The 15564-nt window shown below is 66.5% G+C and carries 12 protein-coding genes; 4 read left to right on the top strand and 8 right to left on the bottom strand.

The genetic code is table 11. The features are described 5' to 3' along the window. Positions 1–3046 (bottom strand): hypothetical protein (locus EB084_07335; GenBank protein NDD28062.1); only part of this gene is annotated, 3046 nt, incomplete at its 3' end. A gap of 302 nt (positions 3047–3348) precedes the next feature. Continuing rightward, positions 3349–4290 (bottom strand): hypothetical protein, encoded by a 942-nt coding sequence (locus EB084_07340; GenBank protein NDD28063.1) that lies wholly within the window; start codon positions 4288–4290, stop codon positions 3349–3351. Positions 4291–4549: 259 nt separating this feature from the next. Here EB084_07340 and EB084_07345 point away from each other — a divergent pair, with 259 nt between their 5' ends. Then, positions 4550–4879, top strand: a complete 330-nt coding sequence (locus EB084_07345; GenBank protein NDD28064.1) for a DUF962 domain-containing protein — start codon at positions 4550–4552, stop codon at positions 4877–4879. Here EB084_07345 and EB084_07350 read toward each other — a convergent pair. After that, complete coding sequence (locus EB084_07350) at positions 4860–6632, bottom strand: hypothetical protein (protein ID NDD28065.1); 1773 nt, start codon at positions 6630–6632, stop codon at positions 4860–4862. The two genes, EB084_07345 and EB084_07350, sit on opposite strands and share 20 nt — an antisense overlap. Before the next feature lie 290 nt (positions 6633–6922). Here EB084_07350 and EB084_07355 point away from each other — a divergent pair, with 290 nt between their 5' ends. Together EB084_07355 and EB084_07360 are read left to right on the top strand one after the other, a co-directional pair. Then, a complete protein-coding gene (locus EB084_07355; protein NDD28066.1) occupies positions 6923–7837 on the top strand; it encodes a hypothetical protein in 915 nt (304 codons plus the stop codon). Continuing rightward, entirely contained in the window at positions 7834–8100 is a 267-nt protein-coding gene (locus EB084_07360; protein ID NDD28067.1) for a hypothetical protein, read from the top strand. Before EB084_07355 ends, EB084_07360 begins: the two co-directional genes overlap by 4 nt. Positions 8101–8133: 33 nt before the next feature. On the opposite strand, the gene EB084_07365 is transcribed toward EB084_07360, so the two are convergent. From EB084_07365 to EB084_07375, 3 genes are read right to left on the bottom strand one after another with little or no spacing between them, the layout of a single operon-like run. Further along, the gene (locus tag EB084_07365; GenBank protein NDD28068.1) at positions 8134–8517 is read right to left on the bottom strand and encodes a hypothetical protein; all 384 of its coding nucleotides are present in this window, start codon (positions 8515–8517) and stop codon (positions 8134–8136) included. A gap of 51 nt (positions 8518–8568) precedes the next feature. Continuing rightward, positions 8569–9531 carry a MerR family transcriptional regulator gene (locus EB084_07370; GenBank protein ID NDD28069.1) on the bottom strand — a complete coding sequence of 321 codons (963 nt, stop codon included), beginning with the start codon at positions 9529–9531 and terminating at the stop codon, positions 8569–8571. Further along, the gene (locus tag EB084_07375; GenBank protein ID NDD28070.1) at positions 9528–9893 is read right to left on the bottom strand and encodes a hypothetical protein; all 366 of its coding nucleotides are present in this window, start codon (positions 9891–9893) and stop codon (positions 9528–9530) included. Before EB084_07375 ends, EB084_07370 begins: the two co-directional genes overlap by 4 nt. Before the next feature lie 117 nt (positions 9894–10010). Between EB084_07375 and EB084_07380 the strand changes: the two genes are divergently transcribed. Next, the gene (locus tag EB084_07380; protein ID NDD28071.1) at positions 10011–10505 is read left to right on the top strand and encodes a hypothetical protein; all 495 of its coding nucleotides are present in this window, start codon (positions 10011–10013) and stop codon (positions 10503–10505) included. Between the two features lie 13 nt (positions 10506–10518). Here the strand turns inward: EB084_07380 and EB084_07385 are convergent, their stop codons facing one another. Together EB084_07385 and EB084_07390 are read right to left on the bottom strand one after the other, a co-directional pair. Beyond that, entirely contained in the window at positions 10519–11199 is a 681-nt protein-coding gene (locus EB084_07385) for a hypothetical protein (GenBank protein NDD28072.1), read from the bottom strand. Between the two features lie 1335 nt (positions 11200–12534). Beyond that, the coding region (locus tag EB084_07390; protein NDD28073.1) for a hypothetical protein at positions 12535–15564 on the bottom strand (3030 nt) is incomplete at its 5' end.

Genomic DNA, 15564 nt, shown 5'->3' on the forward strand with positions numbered 1-15564 from the left:
GGATGGCGGGGCGGAGGATCGTCTCCACGAGGGCTTCGCGGTCCGAGGGGGGTTCCGTGGGCGTGGGTGCGGCCGGCGAACCGCTCGACGCGGGTGCCGTGGCGCTTGCGGATGGCGCTGTGGGCGCCGGCGTGCCAGCGTTCGGCGCAGCGCTGCCCGCCGCCGCGGCGGCGATGGTCTTCTCGTCATCGGCCAGGAAGTTCTGTGCCGCCGAGCGCCCCGTGAGCCCCGCGCGAAGGCCGAGCATGCTACCCAGCGGAGTGAGCACGGCTGCCCCCACCACCGCGCCCGCCAGCGCGCCAACCGCTGTAGCGGCAATCACAACAGGTCCTCCGATGGCCGCGCGGTACAGCTTCGAGAGAAGCGGACGATAGATCTTCTCGGCCCCCTGCACCGCCTTCGCCGCGCGATCGGCCTCGCTCACAGACGCCGCCATCAGCAGCTTGCGCAGGCTCTTCTTGCTCACCTTGGCGCCGCCGCTCTTGCCGTCGTCCTTCGCAGCACGCTTCAAACCGCGCATGACCTTGTCGACCTCGTAGGTGAGGTTCTCGACCAGCGAGCGGTTGGCTTTCTGAGACCCAACCAGCTGAATGAACTCGGAGAAGCTGCTCGACTTGAGCAGATCGGTGTTCATGAGGCGCTCATCGATGGCAAAGCTCTCGGTGGGCAGATACAGCGTCGGCCCGCGACGATCGGCGTAGCGCTCGTCCATCTTCTGCTTGAGCACGACGGCCTCGGTGGCCGCCACCACGTCCTTGCAGGCCTGCTTGATGGCGTCACTGCCGATGCGCGCATCATTCGCGATGCGCTCCGCCACCTGGATGATATCTCTCTGGTTGATGCCGAACTGCAGGTTGACGAAGCGGTTTATGCCATAGGTGGGACAGGCCATGATGTCTTCCTTGACATACTGCGCGAACTGCGGTTCAGCCACCACCGCCTTGAAGAGCGTCTGCAGGCTGTCGGCCATCTTCTGACCCTTGGTCGGAGACAGGTCGTAGGCCCCGAAGGTGTCGGCGAACTGCAGGTTCTTGCGACCGCCGGGGAAGGCCGCGGCCCCCTCGAGCAGCTCGACCAGGTCAGACGCGAACTCTGGTCCGCTCTTGTCGGACGTCTTGGGGTCAGCCAGGTACGAGAAGATGATGTTGGGGTCGTTGCCCATGAGCGTCTCAGGAGACGCCGACAGCACCTCGATGTCGCCCTTCTTGGCCAACGCGTGGATGAACGACGTGTTGGCCATGAGGCATGACCCCACGATGAGGTTGTCGATCTTGCGTGACTTCCCCGTCTCCTTGTTGAAACGGGCCAGGCCCTCGTGAATGGCGCTGGCGAAGTCGTCAACCGACATCGCCCCGTGTGCAGAGGCGTCATTCGATTCGCCATCGGGCATCAGGCCCAGCTCGGCGCCGCCGTGACCTGCCACCATGAGTCGCACGTGCTTGTCGTCGGGGTGCGCCTTGAGGGTGTCATACACGAAGTTCTCGAGAGTCTTGGGATCGTTCATCAGCGTCTTGGGATCGAGCGACGCGATGAGCTGCATGTCGTCGGGCTGCAGGTACTCGTTGCGCAGGTTCTTCTTGTGCGGCATGTCGCTGCGCAGCGTCACCATGTCGACCTCGGCGTTCGATCCCACCTGAGAGGCCCGCATGGGCGTGTCTTCGTAGATGCCGCCCTTCTGGGTCGGATCGAAGGGCGAATCGTAGTAGAGCATGAGGAGGTTGGTCTTGGGGGCCTGCGGATCGACGGGCGCTGGGCGGTTGCGCGTCACCTGCCCGGTCGCGGCGTATTCCTTGACCTCGCCCGGGCTGTCGAGGTGCACGATCGACCCGTCGCTGTTGAGCAGGACGAGACCGCCCTCGTTGATGAGGTTGAGATACCCGACCAGATCGTTGGCCTGATGAAGCGCGCCGCGCTGCAGCCCCGTGCTCTCACGCGAGAAGACATTCGGAGTGTTGACGGCATCTTCGCGAATCTTCTTCATGTCGTCGAAGTACTGCTGCTGCTGTGGCGTCATCGCGCCGCCAGCGATCTGCGACAGCTCGGTGAGCTGGGCGCGATTCAAGACCCGAGGTTCAGGGAGCGACATCTGATCGACGGGCTCGTCGTCTTCGTCCTGCTTCTTGGCCTTGGCCGCGATCTTCTTGAGCTCCGCGATGGGATCTTCGTGCTTTGCGGGGGGGACAACCGTGGCCACCCCGCTGCCCGCAAGCTGGTCGATGGCGTAGCGGCGCTCGTTGACCGGCTCATGGTTGGGATCCTTCGACAGCATCTGCGAGATCTGATGCTTCACCATACCCGCGATGTCGGTGACCTGCAGGTCTTCGGGAAGATCGAAGTCGGGGGCAATGCCATACCCCTTCTTCTCGAGGACGAGCACGGGCTCGATCACGGCCTCCTTGGCGGCATCCGGCGCGGGCCGCGACTGCGCGGCCTTCGAGGCATCGGCCGCGGTGCTCACCGTCGACGGAGCGCCGTATCGGTCGAGCAGCACCACCGACTCGCCGCGACCCAGCAGCACCGTGGCGCCAGCGGCGTCGGTAGGCAGGAGATCGCGTCCACGCGAGAAGGCGATCTGCCCCCCCGAGGCTTCGAGCGCCTGCAGGTCGGTGTGCACGGAGCGCGTCTCGGCGGGAGCCTGGTCGGGCGAAGCCTTCAGCTGATGGAACAGCGCGATCTCGTTCGAATCGCGAAAGGAGTAGATCTGTTCGGTCTTGCCCTCGAACACCACCAGCGCCTCTTTGTGCTTGTCAAAGCTCTTGATGGCGTGGCGCACCTGCGACTCGGAGAGCGTGAATCCGCTCTTGGCCAGGCTGGTGCAGGCGTCGGCGACAGGGCCGCTGGGAGGCTCGAATTCTGCAAGGGCGTCACCGAACAGCTTCTCGAGCTCTTCCCGGGTGACGACACGAGGGGCCTTCCCCGTCTTGTCGATATCGGCGGCATCCGCCTGCGACCCGCCGGGCTTCGAGGACGCGGGAGACCCCGTGGCCTTCTTCCTGACCGCGTGCAGATGGGGAAGATTGCCCTGGGGTGAGACGCCGTCGATCATGGGCAGACGCTCCGTTCACGATTTGCCACCTCTGCGCGTTCGAGTCTCCGGGACGCGTGTGCGTCCGACTCGAACGCCAGGAGATGATCACCGAACCGATATTGTCTCGTCATCTTAACAAGAAGTCTGAAAAAGTTCTTGCAAGATGCGATGACAGGTGTGAGTTCAACGGTGAATGGTATGAACAGATGCCCGCCGTGAGCAGGTCACAGATCGAAAAGCCCCCTCCCCGCCTGCCCCCGAAGACGGGCGCCGACGAACAAGAGGGGGCCTCTGGAAGCGCGCGGTCCGCTTCTTCGCGTCTACGGCGCCGACGAGACCGTGTACTGCGACGACGTGCCATCGTCCTTGTGCACGGTCTTGGCCACGCTGAGGCTCCCGTCGTCGCCCTGGCTGAGCGTCTCCGTGCGATAGGTGCTGCCCCAATCGCCTGTAGCCTGGGCGAAGAGATCGTCGCCGCCCTCGCCCACCACCTGCGTGCCGCCGCTCCCGTCGAAGGCGCGCGGCGTGCTCTTCATCTGCACCACGTGGCCATTGTCATCGATGGTGGTGCGGAAGCCCTCTCCGTCACCGGCATTGGCCGAGATGGCGACGTTGACCCCCCCGGGAAGCGACACCGTCCCGTTGTTCTGCTCGCTCCAATCGGTATCGTAGTGCTCGGGCACCTTGCCATCGATCATCTCGATGGGCCGCCCGTGAGAGTAGCAGATCTCGCGGGTGTGCCTGCCGTCTGGAGACGAGAAGGTGATGTGAGGGTCGTTGTCTTCATCGACCGCTTGCGTCATGGTCCAGCCGTTCGAGAACTTCGAGGTCACCGTCTGGCTGTCGGTCTGCTGCCACGACATGGGCGGAGCCTGCGACGCCTGAGACGCCGGGGATGCAGGCGTTGCGTGCATCTCGGACGAGGCGACGGATGGGTCTGCGGGGGACGGGTCTGCGGGGGACGGGTCTGCAGAGGACGGGTCTGCGGAGGGGGGCGCGTACGGTCCGACGTAGCCGAAAAGGGGCATCAGCGGCGGATAGCCCTGCTGCGGCATGAAGCTGTCTCCTCCGCTTCCCGCGAAGCCAGGAGGAAGCTGCTCGAGCGGCAGGCCGAGCGTGATCTCACTGGCCAGCGCATTCAGCCCCGCACCACCGAGGTCTGCTGCAGCCGCGGGATTGGCGCCTGCCAGCGTCATGGCATTCTGCCACTGGGCATTCTGCATCTGCATCATCGCTGCCGCATTCGAGAGTCCACCGATCATGATGTGACGTCCTCCTGTTCACGCATTCCGTGCCTGAGGCACGGGGGTTGATCGCAGTATCGACGACACAAGACAAACCGAGAGAAAAACGACCCCCTCGATGTTGACGCGGCGTTGCCGTCGTGTTAACAAGCGGCACCGTGCACCCGACCCCTTATATCAGAGCGTCATGAAGCCCCCCTCAGAGCCCCCCGCGCGGGCCCAGCACGCCTCTCCTCGGCGGCAGGCGGGCGTCATCGGGATACCGAACCCATGCTGCATGCCCCACACGCTTGCCGAGTACTTCGCGCGCTACGAGCGCGAGCATACGAAACCGCTCACGCGGCTCACGCACTTCGTGGGCATTCCGCTCATCGTGGCTTCGCTGCCGCAGGCAAGGCGACGACCCGCCCTCGCCGCCGCCATGTTCGTGGGGGGCTGGGCCTTGCAGCTGCTCGGACATCGCATCGAGGGGAACCGCCCGGCCTTCCTCGACGACCCCGTCTACCTGCTCGTCGGGCCGCTGTGGGTAGCCCGAGAGCTGTGCGGCCTGCCGGGCCAGCTCATCAACGCCGTGGGCTTGAGAGACGCTAGCCGAACAGCTTCTTGAAGAAGTGCCCCACGCTCTTGGCCGCGTCACCGATGGCGCTGCCCACGCTCTTGACCGCGCTGCCCACGGCCCCCACCACTGACGTGACCCCATGCCATGCTGTCGTGACGATGCCGTTGACCGCCTGTGTCACCAGGGTTGCGACCGGACGAATGCCTTTGTCGACCACCCAGTCCAACCCCTGGCCGAGCCAGCTGAGAGGCACGATGCCGGTCTTGTTCCCCAGCCACGAGAGCAACGCGCCCGGGGCCCGCAGCACGTTCATCGTACCGTTCAGCAGCCCGTTGGCGAGCACCGAGCCCGTGGCATTTCGCGCGTACCCGTACGCGTGTCGCATCTCGTCGATGGTCATGTCGCTGACCCGTCTTCCCCGCTCCGCGGTTCCGATGTCAGGGAGCGTGGGACGCCAGGCGTTCCCACCGTCGAGCCCGAGATTGCGGGCCAGGGTGACCCCCGCGTTGGGATCGTCGTCGTGGAACACCACGATGCCATCCTTGGCCGAGCAGACGTCGACCTCCACCGCGTCTGCGTTGCGCAGCGCATGCTCGATGGAAGGAAGGGTGTTCTCCGGGTACGCTTGAGAGTGGTTCACCCCATGGTGGGCGATGACCATGGGGCGTCGCGCGTCTTGCCCCGCGGGGCCGTAGCCCATCTCGTCGAGCGTCTTGTTCATGCCTTCCGGGTCGTCGGTGATGAGGCCGTCAACACCGTCATTCACCAGCGTGCGGATGTCGTCGGCATCGTTGATGACCCAGGCCATGAGCTTCTTGCCGTAGCTCGGATTGTCTGGATCAGTGATGGCGGCGTGGGCTTTGCGAACCTCTTCCTCGACCTCCGAGAAGTTCCAGAAGGCCTTGGTCTTGGGCTCACCCACCGAGACCCAGCTGTTGTCGCCCGCGCCGGTCAGCGGGCTCTTCTCATCGTCTGAGGCGAAGAAGTCGTTGAGGTGCTCATCATCGTAGGCAAAGCTCTTGAAGCCCTGAAAGCGCGGATCGGGGTCGTTCTTGAACGCGTTCTTGATCTGCTGCAGACAATCCCGGTCCGGGTTCGTGATGATGATGCGGTCGAGCATCTCCGGGTGCTCGTGCAGCATGGCCACGATCTGCTGGCCCAGGCGAGCCGAGGTGGCTGTGTCGCCCGAGGTCTTGGTGTCGAGGATGATCTTCTTGCCCGGGTACTTCTGGGCGAGATTGAAGACCTCATCAAGCGTGGGGATGTGCCAGTCGCTCTTGTCGGTGTACGGCCCAGCCACGGGCGTGGTCACCGTGGGGGCGCCGTTCCCGCCCTCGATACGCGGCTGTGCGCGGAGATCGGGCTCCCAGTCCGCCGGAACCGCCGGGATGAAATCGGCGCGTGACCGGATCGCGCCGCCTCCCAGATCGAGAGCAGCGAGGCGCGAGACGGGCGCATTGCAGAGCATCGGCTGCCCGCTGAAACCCCGCACGCCGTCCAGCGCCACGGGCTGCCCCCCCAGGGTGCGATGAGAGGTCTGTGGTGCAAGACGGGCCGCCTGCGTCGACGGCTGCGCCGCGAGGCGTTCGAACGCTTCCCCCGAGGGGCTGGTGCGGGCGTCGTTGCGAACAAAGCCAGCGTAGCGGTCTAGATTCGTGTCGAAGGCCTCCCAGCGGTCTGCCCTGCCATACACATCGGAGGTCGTCGCATCACCCTGCGCCGACTCGACGTCAGCGGCCGTCGCGAACATGCGATCGTAGTGCCCAAGCTTTCCCAGGTAGTACGAAGCGATCTGCGACATCGAGTCTCTCCCTCACATCACGGCGCCGTCGGCGCCCCCTCTTGCACACCGTTTCGCGACCGCAGTCTCCCCGGTCAACGCGAGAGTTGTTACCGTTTTGTTGCCCCGAAGTAAAAAGTTTCGTACGCCAGCACTGACCCCGCCGGGCGCGTGAGCGCGATCACGCGAGCACGAAGCATCGAGAACAGGCGGGGTAGACAGACGTGTTCGATTTCGGGATAATGAACCGTACGGTGCAACAGCGTCGCCAACGACGCAGAGACGCTTCACGTAGTGGCAGGTGGCTTCGAGTGGACAGCATAACGAGTTTCGGCAAGGGCTTCTTGAGCCAGGGGTGGGACACGGTGAAGGGCGTGGGCCAGATGATCGCCCACCCGGTCGACACCGCCGAGGGCCTCTACCACGCCGCCACGCACCCCACCGAGACCTGGCAGGGCATCAAGGCCAGCGTGTCCGACGCAGTGAGCAAGAACCCCGCTGAAGCCTCGGGGCGAGCCGTCTTCGAAGTTGCCGCCCTCTTCACACCGGCCGCGCTCACCAAGGTCTCGACCGCGGCGCGGGCAGCCCGAGCGCTTCGCGCCGCCGAGGTCGCCTCGGAGGCCGGACATGTGGCCCAGGGCGCGCGTCTCGCCGAAACCGCAAGCCAGGGTGCCCGCATCGCTGAAGCCGCCACACAGGGAACCCGTGGCGCCGCAGAGGCGACCGATGCTGCCCGTGCAGCACGCACCGCGACCCATGCGGGCGAGGCCAGCAGCCTGGGAAGAACCACCCTCGACGGCCTCGCGAGGCTCCCTCGCGACGGCGAGACAAAGTTCGGGCACTGGGCCAGCAAGCACGGCCCGAAATCCGCTGAAGATGCCGCGGCCGCCCAGCAGAAGCTGAAAGCGGGCCAGTCGACCACGTGGTTCAAGAGCAACGAGGCCATGTCTGAGACCCTGAAAGCCGCGCCCGAGCAGCTGCGCGGTGTGCTGGCCGCAGATCCGAAGAAGCTGCAGGAGTTCAGTCAGTTCATGAGCACCCCGAAGGAGGGGGCCGCCTTCGGCTTCCGCTTCAAGATGCCAGGAAGCGTCGGCGAGGGCGTTGCCGCCGACGGCGCAAAGCTCGCCAACGACGGCACGATCTACGTGCGCTACCAGTGGGCCAAAGGGGCCGGCGGTGAGGTATCGCCCCAGGTCTTCACGGCCTATCCGGTGGGTCACCCATGACCCTCGAAACCGACGAGCTGGCTTCGCTGCTCGAGCTCTGCTACGGTGACGTCGACCATGACGACGAAGGTCTGGCCGATCTGCGCGTCCAGCTCGACGCCTATCCGGATCGCGCCGAACGCTTTCGAGTGCAGCTGGCCACCCTTGCCCTGAGCGGAGACGAAGACACCTGCCGCGCATTGCTGCAGGCCTCGATGCACCGCTTCGTTCCAGGCGCCCAGGCCATGGCCTGGCTGCGCGACCTGGCCCAGCACCTGGGCTGAGCAGCGCGCCCGAAACCCTGGGGCCTGCGCGACTCAGCCTTCCACCGCCCTCGTGTGGGCGTCGACCAGCAGGGCCTGTCCCGCCACGACAGCGTCGCTCCCCTGTTCGGCCTGCGCCTGCAGACCTTCATCGAGTCCAGAGAGTCGACTGCTGCGCGTGACGCGCAGCAACGTCTCGAGACCCTCGCGCACGCGGGCAAGCCCCTCTGTGTAGGCAGGCCAGTCGAATCGCGGATAGTCTGCGAAGCGATCGATCTCGAGGCGCAGGTACATCTCGAGCTCGTCGTAGAGCGCGTCGGCTGAGGCGCCGTCGAGCCGGCCCTCGCTCACCGCGGCACTGATCTCGACAAGCTGGAGATAGGCCGCCACACGCGGCGACGCCTCGATGCAGGCTGGAGGTGTCTCGTCTTCAGTCATGCGGCAGCTGACCCCCTCGTCTGGTTGCGCCGCGGGCCACGGGCACGGTGGTCAAGTCTTCTCCTGCGTCTCCCGAGGCGACACGAGGGCCTGTAGTCCGCGAAGCACCGATGTGGCGGCGCTGAGATCGGTGGACGCCCGCGCCAGGCCTCGCAAGACCGTGTTCACATCACCGTCGCTCTCGAGCAGTCCCGTGACGTGGGTGAGACGGTCGAGGCTCTTCTTGAGCCCCGACAACGCCTGCGGCGCGACAGCGCGATGCGCTCGTGGAAGACGAGCAAGCCTGTCCTTGATCTTCTCGAGCGCCGTCGCGTACTCCGCCAGGCGAGCACGCTCGCCCTCGGTAAGCGCCAGGCCCCGCGCCCTGCGCAGTGCGAGTGCACGCAGCGCCGTGACGATGGGCGGCTCAGACTCGGCAGCGTCACGACGACGCTCTTCGTCTCGAATACGGCGCAGGGGCTCGATGAGTGCATTGATCTCGAGCGGCGACAGCTGCGAGAGCGCCTGCCTCACCGCGTCATCACGCCGCGTATCGAGCACCCCCCCCACGACCGTCTCATACCACGACAGGGCCGCGCGACGAAGCGCCTCGTCGCTGCCGTCGGTGAGGGTCGCCTCGACAAACGTGCGCATGGCGCCGTGCAACGTGTCACTCGAGAAGAAGCGCAGCAGCGCGGCAACCTCTTCTTGTGCGTGCGCGGGCATCGACCCGCGAGGCTCGCCACCGGGTGGCTGCGCGGAAGGCGCGGTCCCGCCTCCGCGCATCTCGAACCAGACCTTGATCTGCTTGAGCGAGTAGCCTTGCGCCTGCAGCGTGCGGATCTGCATCAAGCGATCAACGATATCGGAGGCGTAGTAGTGCACCCGCGCATCCTCGTCACCCGACGGGCGCTTGAGCGGTCTGGGGATCAACCCCACCACCGCGTAATAGCGAAATGTTCGCTCGGTGAGCTCGAGACCGCGCTGGCCCGCAGCGGCAAGAACCTGCGGCAGGGTGAGGGGTGACTCAGTCAAGCCTCGACCATCTCACTGATGATGTCCTTGCTGACCTGCACGAGATCCTCCACCGCCTCGAGAAGGTCGTTGGCCTCTTGCGCATCGCGCATGGCCAGACTCAGGCGCTCTTCCTCGGCGTCGTCGATGAAGGCCTCGATCTGGGCCAACGCGCTGTCAAAGAGGGTGAGACTCTCGAGCATGAGCTCGCGAATCGCCTCCGCCCCCTCCGGCGCAGGCGCATCGTAGCTCGACGCAACCTCGCCCACGGTGCCCCGCGCCTCGTCGAGCAACCCACGCAGAACGACGGCATCGAAATGCACGTTGCGCATGAGGTTCTCGACCAGGCTCAGAACGAGATCGTACAGGCTGCCTTCTTGCATGCCTCGCGCCTAGGCCTTTCCTTCATCACTGGGGCCAGGGGGAGGTTCGTGAGGCGGTCGCGCCTCCCCTGTGGGATGCGCCGAGCGAGCAGAAGAGGCCCGCCCCAGAAGCCGCAGATGCGATGCCGTCTTGTCGATGAAGCCCTCGAGCGAAGCCCCAGTCTGCGCGGAGGAAGCAGGGAGCGCGTCGGCGGGAGTGCGCCTGCGGCCTCTTCCGCTGGGCGGAGGCGGCGGAAGCGAGAGACGACGTCGGGGGGCCGATATATCAGCCGCAGCAAGATCACGCAGCTCACGCACCACATCGAGAAGCGCATCGAGTGCCTCGATCTCGACGCGCGCCGCATTCATGTCGACACGAGACGCCTGTGGTCTTCGAGAAGAGTGGGGCACGGCTCTGGTGGTTCCTCTCTGCGTGGAGAAGTCGCAGAATCGGCCTCGACGCTCAGCAAGGCCGACCCGCGGCGCGTTCAATTCTATCGTAAGGTGACCCTTCGATCTCGCCCTGGCTGTCTCGGAATCAACCGTATCGACCTTCTCGTGAGTGTCGCTGATGCGATGCGCAGGTCGTCGCAGCCGCCCTCATCGCGCGGCCATGAGCCCCGACTCGTGTGAACAGGGAGGGCCGTCACGACGGCTGGCCGACCTGTCCCAGGTCATTGACGTTCCACTGCCGGACGGTCTCTTCACCGGACGCCAGGCGCGCCTGGCGCGAGACCTGGGTTCCAAGCCGGGTGAGCGTCTCCTCACGGCCGTCTGCATCGCGCTGGTGAACCTGCACCGAACGCGCGTCTGACGGGTTGAAGATCACCCGCTTGCTGCTGCCATCGGAACAGCGGGTGGTGACGGGGGTCACGCCAGTGCTTGGGTCGCTGCCGACCTCCACCGTGTCGCCATTCGGCATCTGATGCAGGCCAGGACCGAGCTTTGCCGCGGTGCGATGCGCCACGGCGTGCGCACGTTTTGCTTCGTTGTAGGCCTGGGCGTAGTCGCGCTTGTTGTCGCACGCCTCGACGCTGTCGGATGGACCCAGGCGGGTGGCGTCATCAACCTGGCGATCTTCAGCCCACGTACCGAAGATGTCTTGCAGACGCTCCCGCAGGTCACCCAGGGCCCCGACACGTGAGGTATCGCACAGCACCATGTTGTGGAAGGCCGTGTGCTCGGCAATCTCCCCCTGGGTGAAGGTGCGTGCCCGCAGCCCGTCGCTGACACGATCTGCCACCGACTCCCGCTCGACCTGGCGCGCAACGCCCGCGGTTCCGAGGTCAGCCGACGAGAGACCTCGATCGAATCGAATGCTGTCCATGAGGGGGCGCCTCTTTCTTGGCACTGGATAATGGCGACACTTGTAAGTGTCAGCATACAGGAAAATCTCGGCGCTGTCTAGAGGGTGCGCGAGAGGAACGAGTGCGGGGCACGGGGGGCGGAGCTGCACGAACGGGGGCGCGCGGTGCCTGTCCACCACGCCACCGTGGGGGACAACGGTGTGGAGCTGCACGAACGGGGGCGCACGGTGCCTGTCCACCACGCCACCGTGGGGGACAACCCCAGGTCCACCACGCCACCGTGGGGGACAGCAGGGTGGAGCCGCACGAACGGGGGCGCACGGTGCCTGTCCACCACGCCACCGTGGGGGACAACCCCAGGTCCACCACGCCACCGTGGGGGACACGTGCAGGTCCACCACGACACCGTGGGGGACAACGGTGTGGAGCTGCACGAACAGGGGCGCGCGGTGCCTGTCCACCACGCCACCGTGGGGGCCAACCCCAGGTCCACCACGCCACCGTGGGGGACACGTGCAGGTCCACCACGACACCGTGGGGGACACCGCGTATCTAACCGGGAGATGGCCGCCAGGGTGACTGCAGGTACCCTCGCGATATGCAGGTCCTGCGGAGCCCGTGAATTGTGACCTGAGAGGCGACCCCGAAACCCTTGCCAATCGGATGTTTCATTCGAGGACGGGGGACGAGGGCGAGGGAGCGGGGCGAAACCGAGGATCCACTCAGGGCGAAGGCCGCTGCGTGCTCTGCGACCCCAGTGAAACACGATGTTCCCGCTGGAGGTGTCACGTGACAAGCAGGGCCGTCACATCAACGCGATGTGACAGCTGGAGGCGTCACGTGACAGCCAGGGCCGTCACATCAACGCGATGTGACAGCTGGAGGCGTCACGTGACAGCCAGGGCCGTCACATTGCCCCACAGCGCTTCTCTGCAACGTCCTAGATGACTGAGGTCACCTTTTTCCGCGCGGAAAATCGCACAACACCATACGACTGCCACACACACCACACCCGATAGCCTGTGCGCCCGTCACGTCGCCACCCTGCACTCCCCCGACTCGTCCTCAAAAAAAACAACACCCTGACAAGAGCTCCGGGGTCGCCACCCAATGAACCACGCACGAACTCCGAAGGACCGCGCTTCCGGCTGGGTCCCTGAAGCCACCTTCGTGCACCCCTTTGCGTGGGTAAACGGCACGCTGAGCACCTCGGTCTGCCACTGCCCACCACGCCACCGTGGGGGACACGAGGCTGAGGCCGGGCCCGAGCTGCGCTGCGGGAGACGCCCGACGGAGGTCCACCACGCCACCGTGGGGGACACGCACGAAACCTGTCGCTCAGGCGCGAGAAGCGCTCAAGCCGCGCGAGAGACTGCGTATCCCGTGACGGGAGGAGAGCACAGTGCGAGCATGTCACGCATCGTCACGAAGCTGGAGGCCTTGCGCATCGACGCCAGCGCTTCAGAGGGCGTGGCGAGCAGAGCTCGGGCCGACGTGGTGACCTCCACCGTGTCGGTCTGCCGATCGATGACATAGCCACTTCGCTGGATTGCGTTCATCGAGGAGACGAGCATCTCTCGCTGCTCGCTCTGGCAGTTGAAGCAGCCGGGTGCGCGATTCTCGCTCTCGCAACCGCAGCGGGTACAGGTGCGCCGGCGCGCTTCCGACAGGTCGAACAGCTGCACCGCCTCGATGGGCTCGAGGCGCGACGTGCGGCCGACCATCTCACCGCGCGCCACCGCCTTCGACTCGAGACGGTCGACCCTCGGCTCATCGTCATCGGCGTCCTGCTCGGCTTTTCGCAGGCGACGGTACAGATCAGCCCGCGGCCCTTCAATGGGAAGGCCTTGCGCCCGCCTGAGCAGCGCGGCCACGCCAGACGCGCCTCGTCCGACTGCCGTCTCCGTGTCGAGCTCACCCCGAACGGGATCGAGTGGCGTGGTCTGGGCTCCCGTCTCGACAGCTCCCCCGGCTGATACAGAGCCCGTGACACGAGACAGAGGGGCTTCACGCGCCAGGCCAGACAACCGCCCATAGGCGCCAGGTCCCCCCAGCGTTCCTGGGAAGACCGGCGAGAAGCCCGCTGACGACCGAGGCCCGGCACCCGGCACCACCGCCGGTCCCCCAGCCGCGTCGGGCGCGAGGGCGTGAGCTGACGCGTGCCGTTCATCGTCTCGATACGCGACAGCCTGCCCCTTCGCAGCCTGATCGAAGATGCGGGCATCGACCTGGGTGAGCGCCGACGAGACCCCGGGAAACGACAGCGCCGCGCGACGCGCATCGATCTGCTGCGGGCCCGGCGCGACCCCTCGATCCCCGCCATCCGCACCATCTGCACCCGCCGCGACGCGTGACGGCCCGGCAAAGATCTCGCGTCGCCGGAGCTCCTGAACAGACATCGCTGCGTCGGACGCGATGACGGCAAAGCGCTGCTCGAGCCCACGAACGCCACCCGGGGTGCGCGTGAGAGCCAGATCGCGGTCGACTGAAGCGGCCGCCAGGTCGGGCCTGCTCTCATCGCCGAGACGCGCCCCCACGAGCTGCAGCGCCTGCGCATCACCCCGCAGCGCCTGCTGCATCACCGGCGCGCGCGCTGCCTCATGGGCCTGGGCCAGCGACGGGTCACGGGCCTCGTCACGCATCAGCGCAACCGCGGCCTCGCGCCCCTCTTGCGTTTGAAGGCCGCCATTCTCGAGCTGCGCATGAGCCTGCGAGAGTGCGGGGTCTTCTCCGATCTGGTGATAGAGCTGCCCCAGCACGGCAGCGCCCTCTGGGGTGGCGGCCGCAGACTGCTCGATCTGCAGATGTGACGCGGCCAGTTCCGGATTCCCAGCGGAGGCGCGATACTCAGCGGCGAGGGCCTGGCGGCCTTCCGAGGTGGTGGATGCGGCGCTCTCCACGCCCAGCAGCGCGGCGGCCGCCCGCGGATCGCGGGCCAGCTCACGATTGCGCTCAGCGAGCGACTGCTGACCCGAAGACGTGGAGGCTGCCTCGGCGTCAACGCGAGCCTGTGCGGTGGAGAGAGCGGTGTCAGACCCCACCTCGTGGAGCCAATCTGCTACCTGGGACCGCCCTTCTGGCGTGGATGCAGCGGCCGCCTGCACCGCCGTTCGCGCGGCCGCCGCCTCCGGATCGCGCGCCGCGCTGTCGAGCACCTGGCGCATGGCATCGCGCCCATCGGAGGTCTGCATGGCGGCAGTCTCGCTGGCAACCATGGCGGACGACAGCCGCGGGCTCGAAGCCGCCTCGTGATTGAGCAGGGCCACCGCACGCGACCCCTCTTGGGTCTCGAGCGCCGCGGCCTGGGTCTGCACCAGAGAGGTGGCCAGATCAGGGTGAGCGGCGGCGGTTTCGTGGAGAGAGGTGAGGGCCGCCCGCCCTTCCTCGGTTTGAGCGGCGACCGCATGCGCGGTCTCGAGTGCAGCCGCGAGGTGCGGGTCGGATGCAACCTGCCCGAGCAACCGCTGCTCCGCCTCGCGCCCCGAAGCCGTCTGCACCGCGGACGCCTCGATGGCGCAGAGGCCTGTCGAGAGCCGTGAATCGCCCTTGACGGCGTTGAGCCAAGCCCTGCCCTCGTCAGAGTGCGCGGCCTCGGCCAACGTATCAAGCTGGAAGCTCGACAGCAGCGGGTCGTGTGCGACCGACTGCAGGCGCTGTGCAACCGCCTCTCGACCGGTCTCGGTCTGCATCGCGACGGTGTCGACCTGGAGCGCCGCCCGACCGACCTGCGGATCGACAGAGGCCGTGCGCATCGCAGCCGCCACGGCCTGCCGACCTGCCGGATCATCCATGGCGGCGGTCTGCAATCGGGTGAACTGCTCGGCGCTCTGCGGGTCGGTCGACACATCGCGCAGAAACGACGCAAGCGCCTCGTTGTTCGCCCCATTCGCAGATGAGGGCACGAACTCACGATAGACAGCGCCCGCAAGCGCCGGATCACCCGCCGCCTGGTGGAACAGGTCGTTGCGCGCCTGACGCCCCTCCGGCGTCGCCGCGGCCGCGGTGGAGACCGATCGCATGGCGGTGGCCGCCGGAACGTTGCGCGCCAGTCCCGCCTGGACGTCGACGATGGTTTGCCGGCCTTGCTCGGTTGTGGCCGCCTGCGCCTGTATGCGAACGAGCCCCGCGGCCTGCTCCGGATCGGTGGCGGCCGAGCGGAGCAGGCTCGTCACCGAAGATGCACCCTGCGTGTCTTGAAGCGCCTGGCTCTCCATCCACGAGAACGCGGTTGACCGCGAAGGGTCGGTGCTGATCGACTCAATGGCCTTGCGGCGCTCGCTGTCGGGCAGACCAGCCAGCCCCTGAAAGACCTCGGTGGGCGTGCCCCCAGGCAGTCCGAGAAGCGCCTGTGCCTGCTGCGCGGTGAGCGGCGGTGAATCGACGCC

Source organism: Pseudomonadota bacterium (assembly GCA_010028905.1).
Lineage (GTDB): Bacteria > Vulcanimicrobiota > Xenobia > RGZZ01 > RGZZ01 > RGZZ01.

Bases quoted from the DNA above. Each gene is read 5' to 3' on its own strand.
- EB084_07340 (NDD28063.1), bottom strand. From the start codon at position 4,290: ATGATCGGTGGACTCTCGAATGCGGCAGCGATGATGCAGATGCAGAAT.
- EB084_07345 (NDD28064.1), top strand. From the start codon at position 4,550: ATGCCCCACACGCTTGCCGAGTACTTCGCGCGCTACGAGCGCGAGCAT.
- EB084_07350 (NDD28065.1), bottom strand. From the start codon at position 6,632: ATGTCGCAGATCGCTTCGTACTACCTGGGAAAGCTTGGGCACTACGAT.
- EB084_07360 (NDD28067.1), top strand. From the start codon at position 7,834: ATGACCCTCGAAACCGACGAGCTGGCTTCGCTGCTCGAGCTCTGCTAC.
- EB084_07365 (NDD28068.1), bottom strand. From the start codon at position 8,517: ATGACTGAAGACGAGACACCTCCAGCCTGCATCGAGGCGTCGCCGCGT.
- EB084_07375 (NDD28070.1), bottom strand. From the start codon at position 9,893: ATGCAAGAAGGCAGCCTGTACGATCTCGTTCTGAGCCTGGTCGAGAAC.
- EB084_07380 (NDD28071.1), top strand. From the start codon at position 10,011: ATGCGATGCCGTCTTGTCGATGAAGCCCTCGAGCGAAGCCCCAGTCTG.
- EB084_07385 (NDD28072.1), bottom strand. From the start codon at position 11,199: ATGGACAGCATTCGATTCGATCGAGGTCTCTCGTCGGCTGACCTCGGA.